This is a genomic window from Pseudomonas sp. GW821-FHT01C01 (assembly GCF_059422645.1).
On sequence record NZ_JBWKXF010000003.1, the window covers coordinates 90,877 to 107,374 of the forward strand.

Annotated in this window: 17 protein-coding genes and 2 tRNA genes (1 of these 19 cut by a window edge); 14 read left to right on the forward strand and 5 right to left on the reverse strand. The window is 60.9% G+C overall.

Annotated elements, in window-relative coordinates; translation table 11 throughout:
- Window position 1 precedes the first annotated feature (1 nt).
- From AC07XF_RS03030 to AC07XF_RS03060, 7 genes are all read left to right on the forward strand, one after another.
- Complete coding sequence (locus tag AC07XF_RS03030) at window positions 2-1,069, forward strand: NAD(P)H-dependent flavin oxidoreductase (protein ID WP_495025346.1); 1,068 nt, start codon at window positions 2-4, stop codon at window positions 1,067-1,069.
- A gap of 30 nt (window positions 1,070-1,099) precedes the next feature.
- Window positions 1,100-1,855: an enoyl-CoA hydratase family protein gene (locus tag AC07XF_RS03035; RefSeq protein WP_495025347.1), complete on the forward strand. Its 756-nt coding sequence runs from the start codon at window positions 1,100-1,102 to the stop codon at window positions 1,853-1,855.
- A 10-nt stretch (window positions 1,856-1,865) separates the two neighbouring features.
- Window positions 1,866-3,032 (forward strand): acyl-CoA dehydrogenase family protein, encoded by a 1,167-nt coding sequence (locus AC07XF_RS03040; protein ID WP_495025451.1) that lies wholly within the window; start codon window positions 1,866-1,868, stop codon window positions 3,030-3,032.
- A gap of 10 nt (window positions 3,033-3,042) precedes the next feature.
- Complete coding sequence (locus tag AC07XF_RS03045; protein ID WP_495025348.1) at window positions 3,043-4,098, forward strand: acyl-CoA dehydrogenase family protein; 1,056 nt, start codon at window positions 3,043-3,045, stop codon at window positions 4,096-4,098.
- Window positions 4,099-4,256: 158 nt separating this feature from the next.
- Complete coding sequence (locus AC07XF_RS03050) at window positions 4,257-5,405, forward strand: acetyl-CoA C-acetyltransferase (protein WP_495025349.1); 1,149 nt, start codon at window positions 4,257-4,259, stop codon at window positions 5,403-5,405.
- Between the two features lie 152 nt (window positions 5,406-5,557).
- Complete coding sequence (locus AC07XF_RS03055) at window positions 5,558-6,433, forward strand: SDR family oxidoreductase (protein ID WP_495025350.1); 876 nt, start codon at window positions 5,558-5,560, stop codon at window positions 6,431-6,433.
- Between the two features lie 202 nt (window positions 6,434-6,635).
- A complete protein-coding gene (locus tag AC07XF_RS03060) occupies window positions 6,636-7,145 on the forward strand; it encodes a DUF1993 domain-containing protein (RefSeq protein ID WP_495025351.1) in 510 nt (169 codons plus the stop codon).
- Between the two features lie 188 nt (window positions 7,146-7,333).
- Here the strand turns inward: AC07XF_RS03060 and sstT are convergent, their stop codons facing one another.
- On the reverse strand, window positions 7,334-8,566 hold the full coding sequence (gene sstT, locus AC07XF_RS03065) for a serine/threonine transporter SstT (RefSeq protein WP_495025352.1): 1,233 nt from the start codon (window positions 8,564-8,566) through the stop codon (window positions 7,334-7,336).
- 460 nt (window positions 8,567-9,026) lie between these two features.
- Here sstT and AC07XF_RS03070 point away from each other — a divergent pair, with 460 nt between their 5' ends.
- Window positions 9,027-10,184 carry an MFS transporter gene (locus AC07XF_RS03070; protein ID WP_495025353.1) on the forward strand — a complete coding sequence of 386 codons (1,158 nt, stop codon included), beginning with the start codon at window positions 9,027-9,029 and terminating at the stop codon, window positions 10,182-10,184.
- Between the two features lie 5 nt (window positions 10,185-10,189).
- On the opposite strand, the gene nhaR is transcribed toward AC07XF_RS03070, so the two are convergent.
- Window positions 10,190-11,089 (reverse strand): transcriptional activator NhaR, encoded by a 900-nt coding sequence (nhaR, locus tag AC07XF_RS03075; protein WP_495025354.1) that lies wholly within the window; start codon window positions 11,087-11,089, stop codon window positions 10,190-10,192.
- Between the two features lie 233 nt (window positions 11,090-11,322).
- Here nhaR and AC07XF_RS03080 point away from each other — a divergent pair, with 233 nt between their 5' ends.
- Window positions 11,323-11,565 (forward strand): hypothetical protein, encoded by a 243-nt coding sequence (locus AC07XF_RS03080; RefSeq protein ID WP_204934586.1) that lies wholly within the window; start codon window positions 11,323-11,325, stop codon window positions 11,563-11,565.
- 29 nt (window positions 11,566-11,594) lie between these two features.
- On the forward strand, window positions 11,595-12,344 hold the full coding sequence (locus AC07XF_RS03085; RefSeq protein WP_495025355.1) for a TerC family protein: 750 nt from the start codon (window positions 11,595-11,597) through the stop codon (window positions 12,342-12,344).
- A 79-nt stretch (window positions 12,345-12,423) separates the two neighbouring features.
- Here the strand turns inward: AC07XF_RS03085 and AC07XF_RS03090 are convergent, their stop codons facing one another.
- Window positions 12,424-12,591, reverse strand: a complete 168-nt coding sequence (locus AC07XF_RS03090; protein ID WP_495025356.1) for a hypothetical protein — start codon at window positions 12,589-12,591, stop codon at window positions 12,424-12,426.
- A 179-nt stretch (window positions 12,592-12,770) separates the two neighbouring features.
- On the opposite strand from AC07XF_RS03090, the gene AC07XF_RS03095 reads away from it, so the two are divergent.
- Both AC07XF_RS03095 and AC07XF_RS03100 read left to right on the forward strand, forming a co-directional pair.
- The gene (locus AC07XF_RS03095) at window positions 12,771-13,505 is read left to right on the forward strand and encodes a C39 family peptidase (RefSeq protein WP_495025357.1); all 735 of its coding nucleotides are present in this window, start codon (window positions 12,771-12,773) and stop codon (window positions 13,503-13,505) included.
- A 91-nt stretch (window positions 13,506-13,596) separates the two neighbouring features.
- Entirely contained in the window at window positions 13,597-13,803 is a 207-nt protein-coding gene (locus AC07XF_RS03100) for a DUF6021 family protein (RefSeq protein ID WP_495025358.1), read from the forward strand.
- A 261-nt stretch (window positions 13,804-14,064) separates the two neighbouring features.
- Here the strand turns inward: AC07XF_RS03100 and pbpG are convergent, their stop codons facing one another.
- Together pbpG and folD are read right to left on the reverse strand one after the other, a co-directional pair.
- Window positions 14,065-15,003 carry a D-alanyl-D-alanine endopeptidase gene (gene pbpG, locus AC07XF_RS03105; RefSeq protein WP_442099860.1) on the reverse strand — a complete coding sequence of 313 codons (939 nt, stop codon included), beginning with the start codon at window positions 15,001-15,003 and terminating at the stop codon, window positions 14,065-14,067.
- A gap of 237 nt (window positions 15,004-15,240) precedes the next feature.
- On the reverse strand, window positions 15,241-16,095 hold the full coding sequence (gene folD / locus AC07XF_RS03110) for a bifunctional methylenetetrahydrofolate dehydrogenase/methenyltetrahydrofolate cyclohydrolase FolD (RefSeq protein WP_495025359.1): 855 nt from the start codon (window positions 16,093-16,095) through the stop codon (window positions 15,241-15,243).
- Between the two features lie 274 nt (window positions 16,096-16,369).
- On the opposite strand from folD, the gene AC07XF_RS03115 reads away from it, so the two are divergent.
- A tRNA-Arg gene (locus tag AC07XF_RS03115) sits at window positions 16,370-16,446 on the forward strand.
- A 32-nt stretch (window positions 16,447-16,478) separates the two neighbouring features.
- Window positions 16,479-16,498 (forward strand) — tRNA-His (locus AC07XF_RS03120); it runs 156 nt beyond the window's last position.

Here is a 16,498-nt window from a genome sequence, read left to right on the forward strand (position 1 = left end):
CATGGCGATTTCGTTGAATACCCGTTTGACCGAACTGCTCGGTTGCCGCTACCCGATCATCCAGACCGCCATGGGCTGGGTCGCCGACCCGAAACTGGTGGCGGCCACGGGCAATGCCGGTGGCTTCGGTTTTCTCGCCGGAGCGACCATCGAACCGCAACAGATGGAAGCGGCGATTATCGAAACCCGGCGTCTGACCGATCAGCCGTTCGGGGTGAATTTCCACATGTACCAGGCGAATGCCGGCGAGATCGTCGAGCTGGTGTTGCGCCACAAAGTCCGTGCGGTCAGCTACAGCCGTTCGCCGGGCAAGCAAATGATCAGCCGCCTGAAAGATGCCGGCGTGGTGTGCATTCCCACGGTCGGCGCGCTCAAGCATGCGCAGAAAGCCGTGGAAATGGGCGCCGATGCGGTGACCGTACAGGGCGGCGAGGGCGGTGGGCACACCGGTTCCGTGCCGACCTTGATGCTGCTTGATCAAGTGGTCAACGCCGTGTCGGTGCCCGTGGTGGCGGCCGGCGGTTTCAAGGACGGTAAAGGCCTTGTGTCGGCCCTGGCCTACGGTGCCGAAGGCATCGCCATGGGCACGCGCTTTTTAATGTGCGCCGATAGCCCGGTGCCGCAGGCGACCCTGGCGCGCTACCTGGCGGTCAAGGACCCGGCGGCGATCATCATCAGCCGCGCCATCGACGGCATGCCGCAACGGATGATCCGCAACGAATTGCTCAACCAGCTGGAAAACAGCGGCGGTCTCAAGCGCCTGTTGCTGGCGTTGCAGAGTGGTTTGGCGTATCGCCGCCACACGGGTATGAGCCTGACTCAGCTGCTGACCAGCGCACTGAAGATGCGCGGCAGCGGTGAGCTGACCGCCGCGCAAAGCATCATGGCCGCCAACGCGCCGATGGTGATCCAGAAAGCCATGGTCGACGGGCAACCGGCTGCCGGCGTATTGCCCGCCGGGCAGATCGCCGCATCCATCGACAGCTTGCCCAGCTGCGCCCAATTGATTGAACAGATCGTCCGCGACGCCGAAGCGCGCCTGGGCGAGCTGTGCCGCCGTGTGTCGTGAAGGGGCCATGTATTGTGAAGGAAGGAAACCATGAAACCATTTAGCGTCAGCATCGAAAACGGCATTGCCGAACTGGTGTTCAACCGGCCACCGGTCAATGCCTTCAACAACCAGGGCTGGGCCGACATCGCCAGCGAGATCGAGGGCCTGGGCCGCAACAACGCTGTGCGGGTGATCGTGATCCGGGCCGAAGGTCGCGGCTTTTGCGCCGGGGTCGATATCAAGGAACTGGCCGCCGACGGCAACCTGATCGTCGCGGTGAACAAGGGCAACTACGACAGCTTCAAGGCGATTCACCGCAATCCGAAACCGGTGATCGTCGCCGTGCACGGTTTCGTGCTGGGCGGCGGCATCGGCATCTGCGGCGCTGCCGACATCGTTGTCGCGTCCGAGTGCGCCACCTTCGGTGTGCCGGAAGTGGATCGCGGCGCCATGGGTGGTGGCGCGCATTTGCAGCGGCTGTTCCCGGTGCAGAAAGTCCGCCACATGTACTTCACCGGCGAGCCGATCGACGCCGCCGAAGCTTACCGCCTGGGTGCCGTGGAGCGGGTGGTCAAGCGCGAAGACTTGCGCGAAGCCGCGCTGCAGATCGCCCGCACCATCGCCGCCAAGAGCCCGGGCATGATCAGCCTGGCCAAGGAAGCGCTGACCGGCATCGAAGACGGCAATCTGGAAGACAAATACCGCTGGGAGCAGGGCTTCACCCTCGAAGCCTACCGCTCACTGGACTCTCAGGAAGCACGCGACTCGTTCGTCGAGAAACGCGATGCCCGATTCAACGGCTGAAGGCACGCTCATGGACTTGACCTATACCCCGGCCCAACAAGCCTTTCGCGCTGAAGCGCGGACCTGGCTGGCCGCCAATGTACCGAGTGAACCGCTGCAATCGTTCGACACCGAACCAGGCTTTGCCGAGCACCGCGCCTGGGAAGCCAGACTCAACGAAGGTCGTTGGGGCATGGTCACTTGGCCGACTGAACTCGGCGGGCGCGGCTGCGACCTGATCGAGTGGCTGATTTTCGAAGAGGAATACTATCGTTCCGGGGCACCGGCACGGGTCAACCAGAACGGCATCTTCCTGCTCGGCCCGACCCTGATGGAGTACGGCAGCGAAGAACAAAAGGCACGGTTTCTGCCGCGCATGGCCACCGGTGAAGACATCTGGGCCCAGGCCTGGTCCGAGCCGGGTGCCGGTTCCGACATGGCGGCGATCCGCTCCAAGGCGGAACGGGTGGGTGACCACTACGTGATCAATGGCCAGAAAACCTGGTCGACCCGCGCGGTGTGGGCCGATTGGGTGTTCGGTATTTTCCGTACCGATCCACAGTCCCAGCGCCATCACGGCCTGACCTTCATCCTGCTGCCGCTGAATACACCGGGCATCACCGTGCGGCCGATTCCGCAGCTCAACGGCTTGCCGGGTTTTGCCGAGATCTTTTTCGACGACGTCAAGGTGCCGGTGGAAAACGCCCTCGGTGGTGAAGGCATGGGCTGGCACGTGGCGATGTCCACCGCCGGTTTCGAGCGCGGTTTGTTGCTGCGCTCGCCGGCGCGTTTCCAGGAAACCGCCAAGCGTCTGGTGCAGCTGTACCTGGCCAACCGTGAGCAGGCCGACCGCGACCCGGCCATCGGTGAGGCGGTGATGCGCGCCTGGCTCGATGCCGAGGCCTACACCCTGAGCACCTACATGACGGCCTCGCAACTGGTGCAGGGCGGCAAGATCGGGCCGGAGTCGTCGACCAACAAGATTTTCTGGTCCGAACTCGACCAGCGCATGCACGACACCGCCATGAGCATTCTTGGTCTGCGTGGCGAGCTGCTGCCGCAAGCCCCGGCTGCCGGTGACGTCGGCCATTGGCTGGAAGGTTTCCTGTTTGCCCAGGCCGGGCCGATCTACGCCGGCACCAACGAGATCCAGCGCAACATCATTGCCGAACGCATGCTCGGCATGCCGCGTGCCTGAGGAATAGACCATGGACTTTAGTTTCAGCCGCGACCAATTGCTGTTTCAGGACAACGTCCGCAGCTTCCTGATCAACGAAGTCACCCCGGAACGCATTCGCGAACTGTGGCAGAGCGACAGCGGGCGCAGCGAGCGACTCTGGGCGCAACTGGTGGAGCTGGGCTTGACCGCGCTGACCGTGCCCGAGGCACAGGACGGCATGGGCATGAATGAATTGGACTTCGTGCTGATTGCCCAGGAATGCGGTTATGCCGGTCTGCCCGAACCGCTGGTGGACACCATGCTGGTCGGCGTGCCGTTGCTCGCTGCCCTCGATGAGCAACACGCAGCGCTCAAGCAATGCTGGTTATCGCGGGTTGCGGAGGGCAGTGCGCGGCTGGCGGTTGCCGAGCCGGGTAACCCGCTGGTCAGCGATGCCCATGTTGCCGATCTGCTGTTGCTGGCCCATGGCGATGAAGTGCATGCACTGGAGCGCGACGCCGTGCGCCTGACCCGCAACGAATCGGTCGACCCGAGCCGTCAGTTGTTCCAGGTCGAGTGGACACCAACGCCCGCCACCTGCGTCGCCAGCGGCGAACAGGGTCGGCGTTTGTGGGCGGCCGCCTGCAACCGTGGCGCCCTTGCCAGTGCCGCGCAATTGCTCGGGTTGGCCAAACGCATGGTCGACCTGGCGGTGGACTACACCTTCGAGCGCAAGCAGTTCGGCAAACCGGTGGGTTCGTTCCAGGCGGTCAAGCATCTGATGGCCAACGTCGCGGTGCAGATCGAGTTCGCCAAAGGCCCCCTATACCGCGCCGCTTATGCGCTGGCCGAACAGCAACCGGGGCAGGACGTGCTGGTGTCCCACGCCAAACTGGCAACCGCGGAAGCGGCCATGCTCGCCGCGAAGAACACCATCCAGGCTCACGGTGCCATGGGTTACACCTGGGAGGTCGACTTGCATCTGTTCATGAAACGCGCCTGGGCGCTGGACAAGGTCTGGGGCGATCGCGGCCATCACAAAGGGCGGATTCGTGCGGCGCTGTTCGATGGGCAACCCGCGCTGGGTGCGGGCAGTACTTTCTAACCAGTCAGTATGGGTGACGACGTCCCTGTGGGAGCGGGCTTGTTCGCGAAGGCGGCAGCACATTCAACATTTTTGTCGACTGAACTGACGCATTCGCGAGCAAGCCCGCTCCCACAGGTTATCGGCGCCTGATTTTAATTTTTATACCGAGGTAGACCATGCCTGAAGCTTATATTGTCGACGCCCTGCGCACGCCCACCGGGCGGCGCAAGGGTGGTCTGAGCCAGATTCACGCCGCCGACCTGGGCGCCCATGTGTTGCGCGCGCTGGTCGAGCGCAATGACATTCCCGACGAGGATTACGACGATGTGATCTTCGGCTGTGTCGACACCATCGGCCCGCTGGCCGGGGACATTGCCCGCACCAGTTGGCTGGCGGCCGGCCTGTCGCAATCGGTGCCCGGCACCACCATCGATCGCCAGTGCGGTTCGTCCCAGCAAGCGGTGCACTTCGCCGCCCAGGCGGTGATGAGTGGCACTCAGGATGTGGTGATTGCCGGTGGCGTGCAGACCATGACCCAGATCCCGATTTCTTCGGCGATGATCGCCGCCGAGCCGTTGGGTTTCACCGATCCGTTCAGCGGCTCCGAAGGCTGGGTGCGGCGCTACGGCGCGCAACCACCGACGCAGTTCCGTTCGGCGCAGATGATCGCGGAAAAGTGGGACCTGTCCCGGGCGCAACTTGAAGCCTATTCGCTTGAATCCCATCGACGTGCCTTGCAGGCCATCGAGCAAGGCCGCTTCAACCGCGAAATCGTGCCCCTGGCCGGTGTGCTGCATGACGAAACGCCGCGCCAGACCAGCCTGGAAAAAATGGCCGAGCTGGAATTCCTGTTCGGCTGCGACCGGGTCACCGCCGCGGTGTCGAGCCAGACCTGCGACGCGGCCAGCGCGATGCTGATCGTCTCGGAAGCGGCGCTCACGCGTTACGGCCTGACGCCACGGGCACGCATCCATCACCTGAGCGTACGCGCCGAAGACCCGATCTGGATGCTCACCGCGCCAATCCCGGCCACGGCTTACGCGCTCAAGCGTGCCGGCATGAAGCTCGAAGACATTGACCGCGTGGAGATTAACGAAGCGTTCGCTTCGGTGGCCATGGCCTGGCTCAAAGAGACGGGCTATCCCCACGACCAGACCAACGTCAACGGTGGTGCGATTGCCCTCGGCCATCCACTGGGCGCCACCGGCACCCGCTTGATGTGCACCTTGCTCCATGAATTGGAACGCAGCGGCGGACGCTTCGGCATGCAGACCATGTGCGAAGGCGGTGGGCAAGCCAACGTGACGATCATTGAACGCCTGTAACCCGGAACACACACCGATCCCTGTAGGAGCTGGCTTGCTAGCGAAGGCGGAGTGTCAGCTACTTCAATGTTGTTTGACCCACCGCTTTCGCTGGCAAGCCAGCTCCTACAGGGAGTTTTGGCGACCCGTGAAGAATTTGAAGGATGTAGAACATGAATATCTGTGAAAACCGCGTCGTGATCATCACCGGTGCCGGTGGTGGACTGGGCCGCGCTTACGCACTGGCCTTCGCCACCGAAGGCGCGAAAGTAGTGGTCAACGACATCAACCGCGAAGCAGCACTGGCCGTGGTCGGCGAAATCCTCGGCCAGGGCGGCAGCGCCGTGGCCAACAGCGACGACATCACCCGCTATGACTCGGCGGGTCTGATCGTGCGCCAGGCCATCGAAACCTTCGGCGACCTGAACGTGGTGGTCAACAACGCCGGCATCTGCCGCGACCGCATGTTCGCCAGCCTCAGCGAATCCGACTGGGACAGCGTGGTGGCCGTGCATCTGAAGGGCCACTTCTGCATTTCCAGCCACGCCGTGAAGTACTGGCGTGAGCAGGCCAAGGGCGGTGCCAAGGTCGATGCGCGGATCATCAACACCAGTTCCGGCGCCGGATTGCAGGGTTCCATTGGCCAGTCCAACTACGCGGCGGCCAAGGGCGGTATTGCTTCGCTGACGCTGGTGCAGGCGGCTGAGCTGCGTCGCTACGGGATCACCGCCAACGCCCTGGCGCCGGCCGCGCGGACCGGGATGACCGAGCAGGTGTTCGCCGACACCATGAAAAAGCCTGAAGAGGGCTTCGATTACTTCGCCCCGGAAAACGTCGCGCCGCTGGTGGTGTGGCTGGGTTCCGAGGCGTCCGCCGGGGTGACCGGGCAGATGTTCGAAGTCGAGGGCGGCAAGTTGTCGATTGCCGATGGCTGGCGCCGTGGCCCGCAACTGGATCGCCAAGGCCGCTGGGCGGTGGGCGAGATGGGTGATGCCGTCGCGCAACTGCTGACGCAAGCGGTTCCGGCGGCCAAAGTGTACGGCAGCTGAAAAAGACCGGTCTCGGGAAGGCGGCATGGCTATAATCGGCCCACGATCCAAAGCCGATCACCTGTAGGAGCGAGCTTGCTCGCGAAGAACTCAGACGCAACGCGTTCATCCAGACAGGACGCGTTTTCGTTCACGTCCATCGCGAGCAAGCTCGCTCCTACAGGTGGCCGACGTTTCCCTCCGTCACCACACGAGACCTGCCATGACCATTTCCCTGTACGACGCTTCCGTGCCTGTTTTCCAGCAAATGCTCAACGCCCTGAGTGATGTACTGAAAAAGGCCGAGGCTCACGCCACCGAAAAAAACATCGACCCTAACGCGTTCCTGCAAGCCCGCCTGTTCCCGGACATGTTCCCGCTGGTGCGCCAGGTGCAGATCGCCGTTGATTTCGCCAAGGGCGTTTCTTCGCGTCTGGCCGAAATTGAAGTGCCGAAGTACGACGACACCGAAACCACTTTCGCCGAACTGCAAGCGCTGCTGAGCAAAGTTCTGGCTTACATCGGCGAGATCAAGCCGGAGCAGATCAACGGCAAGGAAGGCATCGAGATCGTGACCCGTCCGGGCACGCCTAAAGAGAAGCGCTTCAGTGGCCAGGCTTACCTGCTGAGCTACGGCCTGCCGCAGTTCTTCTTCCACGTCACCACTACTTACGCACTGCTGCGCCACAATGGCGTGGAAGTGGGCAAGCGCGACTACATGGGCGCGTTCTAAACCGCCCAGGTACAAAAAAGCCCCCGCAACCTCAGGTTGCGGGGGCTTTTTCATGTGTGCGCATTTTTCAGCTACATCACAAATCCTGTGGGAGCGGGCTTGCTCGCGAAGGCGGAGTGTCAGCTACATCAATGTTGGCTGACCCACCGCTTTCGCGAGCAAGCCCGCTCCCACATGGGGCGGTGGGGTCAGGCCAATCGTGCTGCTTTCTGCTCTTCACCCAGGCAAGCCGCCGCGGTGAACAGCACATCGGTGGACGAGTTCAGCGCGGTTTCTGCCGAGTCCTGCAACACGCCGATGATGAAACCGACCGCCACCACCTGCATGGCGATTTCGCTCGGGATGCCGAACAGGCTGCACGCCAGCGGGATCAGCAACAGCGAACCACCCGCCACGCCCGAGGCACCGCAGGCGCAGATCGCTGCCACGACGCTCAGCAGAATCGCGGTCGGAATGTCCACGGCGATGCCGAGGGTGTGCACCGCCGCCAGGGTCAGCACCGTGATGGTGATCGCCGCGCCGGCCATGTTGATGGTCGCGCCCAGCGGGATCGATACCGAGTAGGTGTCTTCGTGCAGGCCCAGACGCTTGCTCAATTCCAGGTTGACCGGAATGTTCGCCGCCGAGCTGCGGGTGAAGAACGCGGTGATGCCGCTCTCGCGCAGGCAGGTCAGGACCAGCGGGTACGGGTTGCGGCGCAGTTTCCAGAACACGATGAGCGGGTTCATCACCAGCGCCACGAACAACATGCTGCCGAGCAACACGGCCAGCAGGTGCGCGTAGCCGATCAAGGCGCCGAAGCCGGAAGTGGCGAGCGTCGAGGCCACCAGGCCGAAGATGCCCAACGGGGCGAAGTTGATCACCAGACGCACGATCACCGTCACGCCGTTGGACAAGTCGCCCAGCACTTCGCGGGTGGTGTCGCCGGCATGACGAATGGCGATACCCATGCCGATGGCCCACGCCAGAATGCCGATGAAATTGGCGTTCATCAGGGCGCTGACCGGATTATCGACCACGCTCAGCAACAGACTTTGCAGCACTTCGCCAATCCCGCCTGGCGCCGTGACCGCGACGTCCTGGGTCGACAGCACCAGGCTCGACGGGAACATCATGCTGGCAACCACCGCGACCACGGCGGCGGCGAAAGTGCCCAGCAGATACAAAAACAGAATCGGCCGGATGTGGGTTTCCTGACCGTGTTTATGGTTGGCAATCGATGCCATCACCAACACAAACACCAGAATCGGCGCGACGGCTTTCAGTGCCGAGACAAACACTTTGCCGATGAACGCCGTGGACTTCGCCACGTCGGGGGCAAACAGGGCCAGGGCAATACCGGCGATCAGGCCGATCACGATCTGCGTGACCAGGCTCAAGCGTTTAAGGCGGTGCAATAGAGAAGGGGATGAAGCAGTCATAAAACAGCATCTCTGATTTTTTATTAATGCATGGTTTCGCAGGTTTGCGGCAACAAACAGGGCAGGCCGCAGGCAGGAAACCGAGAAGGAAACACGGGGCTAATGCCAGCGCTGATTCCTGTGGCGAGGGAGCTTGCTCCCGCTGGACTGCGCAGCAGGCCCATTTTTTTGGGGCCGCTTCGCTGCCCAGCGGGAGCAAGCTCCCTCGCCACGGGTTCAGTGTTTCGGCTAACCGATCGGCATTAACCACAGGGTGTACTTTTTTCAGGGCGCGGACTTTATCACAGCGTCGTCCCGATCCTTCAGACCTGTGACGATCCGCCACTCGGGTAATCAACGAGATCGGCAGGTTCGTGCAACCCTGATCGAAAACACTCTGATAAGATTCGCCATCCTCATTTTCATGTCTGCCAGTGGGCCTTCGGGCTATCGCTGGTGTCGTCGTTTTTTGGAGTTGTGCATGCGGTTGTTGCCCATTCTTCTGTTGTCTGCCGCCGGTTTCACGGTGCTGACCACGGAGTTCATCATCGTCGGCCTGTTGCCGGCCATCGCCCGCGACCTTGACGTCAGCATCCCGCAAGCCGGGTTGCTGGTGACTCTGTTCGCCTTCACCGTCGCCGCGTTCGGCCCGTTCCTCACGGCGTACTTCGCCCGCTTCGAGCGGCGCAAGCTGTTCATCTCGGTGCTGATCCTGTTCGGCCTGGCCAACACGCTGGCGGCGCTGGCGCCGAACATCTGGGTGATGGCGTTCGCCCGGTTGATCCCGGCGCTGGGGCTGCCGGTGTTCTGGGCGCTGGCCAGCGAGACGGCGGTGGACATCGTCGGGCCGGATTACGCCGGTCGCGCCATCGCCAAGATCGGCTTCGGTATTGTTTGCGCCACGGTATTCGGCATTCCGGTGGGCACGCTGATTTCCGACGCGTTCGGCTGGCGCAGTGCCTTTGCCATTCTGGCGGTCATCGCCTTTGCCAAGGCGTTGCTGCTGTTTATCTACCTGCCGAGGACCAACTTGCACCAGCATCAGGTGAGTTTCATTTCGCAGTTCAAGATCCTGCGCAGCCCGCTGATGCTCGGTCATGTGTTGCTGTCGGTGATTGTGTTCAGCGGCATGTTCACGGCCTATACCTATTTGGCCGACATCCTCGAGCGTCTGGCCGGCTTCAACGGCACCGTGGTCGGCTGGTGCCTGATGGGCTTCGGCGCGGTCGGGCTGATCGGCAACTCCCTGGGCGGCCGGGCGGTGGATCGTCATCCGCTGATGGCGTCGATGATGTTCTGCGCGTTCATGATTGCCGGCCTGGTGGCGCTGGTGCCGAACATCCATTCGCCGGTCGGTCTGGCGGCGGCGATGGGCATCTGGGGCGTGACCCAGGCCGCGTTGTTCCTGGTCAGCCATGTGCGCCTGATGAAAGCCGCACCCGAGGCGCCGGCGTTCGCCGCGTCGCTGAACATCGCCGGGGCCAACCTTGGTATTGGCCTGGGCGCGATGATCGGTGGCCGGGTGATCGACAGTGTCGGCCTGCAAGGCCTTGGCTTCGCCGCGGCGGCTTTTATCCTCGCCTCGATCCTGCTGGCGATTGCGCTGATGACCTTCCAGCCCCGGGAAATTTGCGCCTGAAGGCTTTAAAACGCGGTAAACAGCTCGCGTCGGGCACCTTCGGTAATGGCAACAATGCCGGGGTGCCTGACCTTGCGTTCCACTGAGATGGCATAGAACGACTCGCTCACCGCGTCGGTCTGGCCGATCACTTCCACGCCGTATTGGCGTTGCACTTCATCGGCAATCACGCTCGGGCCGATGAAAATCCCGCTTCCGGATTGGCCGAAGGCCTGCATCAGGGCGCTGTCGTCGAACTCGCCGACAATTTGCGGCTGGATCTGTTGTTCGGCGAACCAGCGCTGCAAACGGCTGCGCACCACGGTTTCCGGACCGGGAATCAGCAGCGGCGCGCCGTGCAGATTGCGCGGGAAGTCGTGGCCGTAACGTGCCGCCAACTCAGGGGTGGCAAAGAAGCTGATCCCGCACTCACCGAGTTTCTGGCTGTAGCCCTTGATGTCCAGGTGCGACGGCATCGGGCTGTCGGAAATCACCAGGTCCAGGCGCTGGATCGCCAGGTCGGCCAACAAACGTTCTAGCTTGTCTTCGCGGCATGTGATGCGCAGCGGTTCGCTCAGCTCCATGGTCGGTGCAATCAGGCGATAGACGATGGACTTGGGCACCACGTCGGCCACCCCGACGCGAAACAGAATCTGCTGTTCATTGGGTTGTGCCCGCAGCATCAGCTCCAGTTCGCCGCCCAGCTGAAACATTTGCTCGGCGTAGGGCAGTGCCTGGCGTCCGGCTTCAGTGAGTTCAAGCTGCCGTCCGACTCGCCGAAACAACTCGATGCCAAAAGTCTGTTCCAGCAATGAAATCTGCCCGCTGATGGTTTGCGGCGTGAGGTTCAGTTGCTCGCAGGCCCGCACGATGCTGCCGGTCTTGGCCACCACCCAGAAGTAATGCAGTTGTCGGTAATTCAACATAGGTACGTGGTCCCTGTAGGCGCTGTCGAGTGAAACGAGGCTGCGATCTTTTTAAACGGCCACGTCAAAAGATCGCAGCCTTCGGCAGCTCCTACATAAAAAAAGTCTGGATTCGTAAAAATCGAAGTATATACCGCAAAAATACGAATTTTCCTGAAGTGTTTGCTTCCCTAGAATGCGTCGCTATCAACGGGCCATCGTTCAGGTCCGTTTGTTCTATCGAGGAAAACATCATGAAGCTGAAAACCACGGCACTGTTGATCACGTCTTTACTGGTACTGGCCGGTTGCGACCAGGCTGAGAAAAGCGCGCAACAGCTGATGGGCAAGGCTGCCGAAAGCGCCAAACAGGCGATTGACGATACCCACAAGGCCGCCGAGCAAGCGCTCAGCGATGCCACCGGCGGGTTGAGCGGCAAAAAAGAATCACCGGAAAAAGATGCGGAAAAATCCGAATCTTCCTCCCAGGAAATCTAAACCGTATTACAACGAGTCAGGACTGACCCATGGACTACCTTTTACAACTTGCCGCCAGCCCCACCGCCTGGGTCGCCCTGGCCACCCTGGTGGTGATGGAAATCGTGCTCGGCATCGATAACCTGATCTTCATCTCGATCCTGACCAACAAACTGCCCGAGCAGCACCGGCAGAAGGCGCGACGCATTGGTATCGGCATGGCGCTGATCCTGCGACTCGGCCTGTTGAGCACCATCGCGTTCATCGTCCAGTTGACCGCTCCGGTGATCGAGATTCTCGGCCACGCGTTCTCCTGGAAAGACATGATCCTGATCGCCGGTGGCCTGTTCCTGTTGTGGAAGGCGACCACCGAGATCCATCACAGCATGGACCCGGCCCCGGAAGATCCGACCTCGAAGACTTCGACCGTGACCCTGGGCTTTGCCGCGGCGATCGGTCAGATCCTGATGCTGGACATGGTATTTTCCATCGACAGCATCATCACCGCTGTCGGCATGACCGAGCACTTGCCGATCATGATCATCGCGGTGGTGGTATCGGTGCTGGTGATGTTGTTTGCGGCTGATCCGCTGGCCAAATTCATCAACGACAACCCGACGGTGGTGATGTTGGCGCTGGGCTTCCTGATCATGATCGGTATGACGCTGATCGCCGAAGGCTTCGGCGCCCATGTACCGAAAGGCTACGTCTATGCGGCCATGGCATTCTCGGCTTCGATCGAGGCGTTGAACATGATGTCCCGCCGGGCCAGGCAGAAGCGGATTGCCGCTGAAGCTTAACCGACGCTGAAACAAACGGCCGCCTGAACTCCAAGGAGTGCAGGCGGCCGTTTTTGTTGGTTTCGGCTGAAAGTCTTTGTCAGTGAGCGTTGGCGTGCTGGCTCGGCGTCTTGTCCGTTTTCGGCGCAGGTGCTGGCTGAACAGGGTGATGGTGGCGGCGGGTAATGCGCAGCACGCCCCACAGCATGGCGCCGGCTACCGCCAGCCAACCGGAAATCAACATCACAATGATCATTGCCAGGCTCATCTGTGCCTCCTCTTTGCCCCGTTGCGGGCGCACACGCTTTGCTGCTGTCGCTTCAGAGAACAGTCTAGCCGTTGCTGCATTTCAGGCTATTGACCGAAAGTCGCCTGTCACCAACCAGTTCGCTCTATCGAATGCACTCGACTACCGTTTAGAGCTATACCGTAGCGGCGTGGCGACCTATGATCGACAACCAAGCCGGGAATGGGATTGCCTGGCGTCTGAACCTGAACAAGAGAGAGATGATGGTGCGGGTATTTTCTCGAATTTTGTCGGCCTTGCTGATAGCCGGTTGCGCGGCAAGCCTGGCGGGCTGTGCCGGGAGTGTTGCGCCCGAGATCAAGCGTTTGCCGGAGCGTGTCGAACTCAGCGGCCGATTCTATCGGGGCGATGCCTATCAAAGCGGGCCGCAGGTGCTGGCCAGCATGCTGTCCCAGCAGGGCATCGTGATCACCCCGGGTTTGCTCGACAAGCCCTTGCATTTGCCGGGGGGCGAAGCCCAGTTGCAACAAAACATGCAGAACCTGGCTCGCGAGTACGGGATGGTCGTTTACCCCGTCGACAGCAACCTTCCGGCCTTGTTGACGCAAGTCGCCGCCGGTTATCCGGTGATGGTGCGCTTCACTGAAGGCTCGGCCATGTGGGCCGAACCGCGTTACGCCATTCTTGCCGGCTACAACCGTCAGAAGCAGACGGTCCTGCTGCGCGCCGGGATGAATCGCCGCGAACTGATGAGCTTCAGCTCCTTCGAGTCGGCGTTCAAGGACGCCGGTGGTTGGGCCGTGCTGATCCAGAAGCCGACGCAGATCCCGGCCCAGGTCGATCAGCAGCGTTGGCTGAAGGCCGCCAACGATCTGGCTCAGGCCGGTCAGGAGCAAGCGGCGGCCAAGGCTAAAAAGGCCTTGGCCGCGCAGTAAGTCCGTTGGTCACCCGACGGGCACCATCGCCCGTCGCCAGCCTCTGATCTACAACGGCCCGCAACTTTCGGGTCGAGATCAGGAGGCGCCCATGGCTCATCCCACCACGCCCGTCGGCCCGCATTCATCTGAACATTCTTCCGGTGATGAACTGGGGTTCGACCCGGATTCCCCGGACCTTTCCGATCCTCAGGTTGATCCCGTCGGACCGGCCAAGGCGCCGAGGGACGTGAAGCCGGGCGACAACCCCAAGGCCCCGGCAAAACCTTACGATCCACTGGGTAATCTGAAACCCTAGGTCCAACGACTGAATGACGGGCGAAAAAAAAGCCCCGATCGATCGTAATGCTATTCACTTAAAAGATAGAGCGAACAATAAGCAACCTGTGGCGAGGGAGCTTGCTGTGGCGAGGGAGCTTGCTCCCGTTGACTGCGCAGCAGTCCCGCCTTTGGGGTCGCTTCGCAGCCCAGCGGGAGCAAGCTCCCTCGCCACAGATACAGTGTTCGTCCTTAAGTGAACAGCTACCGATCGATCGGGGCTTTGTGCGTTTCTGTTCCGTTACTTCGAGGCTTCAATCACGCCGCTCTGGCGCTGTTTGAGGTTCTTGTCCGATTTGTACTGCAGGGCTGCAGAAGCCACATTGGCGCTCTTGCCCGTTTCGACCCAATTGCGGATGCGGGCGGCATCGGCAAAGTGTGTGTATTTGCCATAAGCGTCCAGGAGCACCAGGGCAACCGGACGGTTACTCATCCGGGTCACCAGCACCAGGCAGTGACCGGCTTCGTTGGTGAAACCGGTTTTCGTCAGTTGAATGTCCCAGTCCGGCTTGCGGACCAAATGGTCTGTGTTGCGAAAGCCCAGGCTGTAGTTGGGTTTGCGGAACGAGACGGTTTTTTCCTTGGTCGTGGTCAGCTCTGTCAGCAACGGGTATTTGTGCGCGGCGATCAACAGCTTGCTCAGGTCGCGAGCGGTCGACACGTTGCGCGGGGAAAGACCAGTCGGCTCGACGAAATGCGTGTTGGTCATGCCCAGTGCCCGGGCCTTGGCGTTCATTGCAGCAATGAACGCGGCATAGCCGCCCGGATAGTGGTGCGCCAGAGTCGCGGCGGCGCGGTTTTCCGAAGACATCAGGGCAATCAGCAGCATTTCCCGGCGCGGCAGTTCGCTGCGGAGCTTGACCCGGGAGAACACGCCTTTCATTTCCGGTGTGTCGCTGATGTTGACGTCGATGTATTCGTCCATGTTCTGCCGGGATTCAACCACGACCAGGCCAGTCATCAACTTACTGACGGAAGCGATCGGCACCACCACGTCAGGGTTGCTGGCATAGATGACTTTGTTGGTCTGTATGTCCAGCAGTAAGGAACTGCCGGAAGCGAGCTTGAGTGTCTTCGTCTCTCGCGGCGCTGCGGTGGTCTCGTCAGCACTGGCGATTGGCGTGAGGAAAACCCCTGTAACTGCAAAAAATAGGCTCAGGATGGAAAGACGGATTTTCACGCTGGCGGACTCGTAAAGTGTTGATAAGCCGTTTTGTAACGGGCTATTTCGTAAAAAGCGCGACATTCTGGAGTATGGCTGAATAACTGTCGATGGTTGTTCAAGTAACAGGTGAAAGTCCTGAGAAACATGAAAAAAAAGTCATTTTCCGTCGGGTGGTCGCGCTTGTTTCGCAGGCAAAAAAAACCCCGCCAAGGGCGGGGTTCTTTGACTGGCTGTCAGCGACTGCGGTGAAACTCAGCTGTGCAGGGTTTCAGCGGCGTACAGGGTGTTTTCCAGCAGGCATGCACGGGTCATCGGGCCAACGCCACCCGGTACCGGAGTGATCCAGCCGGCGCGGGGCAGGGCGGTTTCGTAGATCACGTCACCGACCAGCTTGCCGTCGTCCTGACGGTTGATGCCGACATCGATCACGATCGCGCCTTCCTTGATCCATTCGCCCTTGACCAGGCCTGGCTTGCCGGCGGCGACGACGACCAGGTCCGCGCGGCCGACATGACCGGCCAGGTCTTTGGTAAAGCGGTGGGTGACTGTCACGGTGCAACCGGCCAGCAGCAATTCCATTGCCATCGGGCGGCCAACAATGTTGGAAGCACCGACGACCACGGCATTCATCCCGTAGAGATCGGCCCCGGTGCTTTCCAGCAGGGTCATGATGCCTTTGGGAGTGCATGGGCGCAGCAGTGGAATGCGCTGGGCCAGACGACCGACGTTATAAGGATGGAAACCGTCGACGTCTTTGTCCGGACGAATGCGCTCCAGCAGCTTGGAGGCGTCCAGGTGCTCTGGAAGCGGAAGCTGAAGCAGAACGCCGTCGATTGCAGGATCGTCGTTCAGGCGATCGATCAGTTCGGTCAGCGCTTCTTGAGTGGTTTCGGAAGGCAGGTCATAAGCTTGGGATAGAAAGCCGACCTCTTCACAGTCTTTACGCTTGTGCGAGACATAAACCTGAGAGGCAGGATCGCTGCCGACCAGGATCACCGCAAGGCCGGGCGTGCGCAGGCCTTGCTGGCGACGCTCGGTGACACGTTGGGCGATCTGCTGGCGCAGGCTGGCGGCGATCGATTTGCCGTCGATTAGTTGTGCAGTCATTGCGCGTGATTAACCATCGAGAGGGGAAAAAAAGAGAACGCATTCTCGCATGTCAGGCGGTGAGGGCAAAGGCGCTTGGTCTGCAAATTCCCCTAACTCCTTTAATTAAATGAATTTTTTTTAAAAAGGATTTGACGACCTTCAGGGGGCTCTATACTATTCGTCGCACTTGTCGGGCACAGCCTAGCACTGGTTAAGAAGGTTGAGCAGAATTACGATTCTGCAAGACTGGAAAGCACTTAGTTTGTAGTCCTCCAAGGTTACAGCTAACAAGGCGCCCGTAGCTCAGCTGGATAGAGCATCCGCCTTCTAAGCGGATGGTCGCAGGTTCGAGTCCTGCCGGGTGCGCCATTAGGCAGCATTGGCACAAGTAGCGCGATATGGTGGGCGTAGCTCAGTTGGT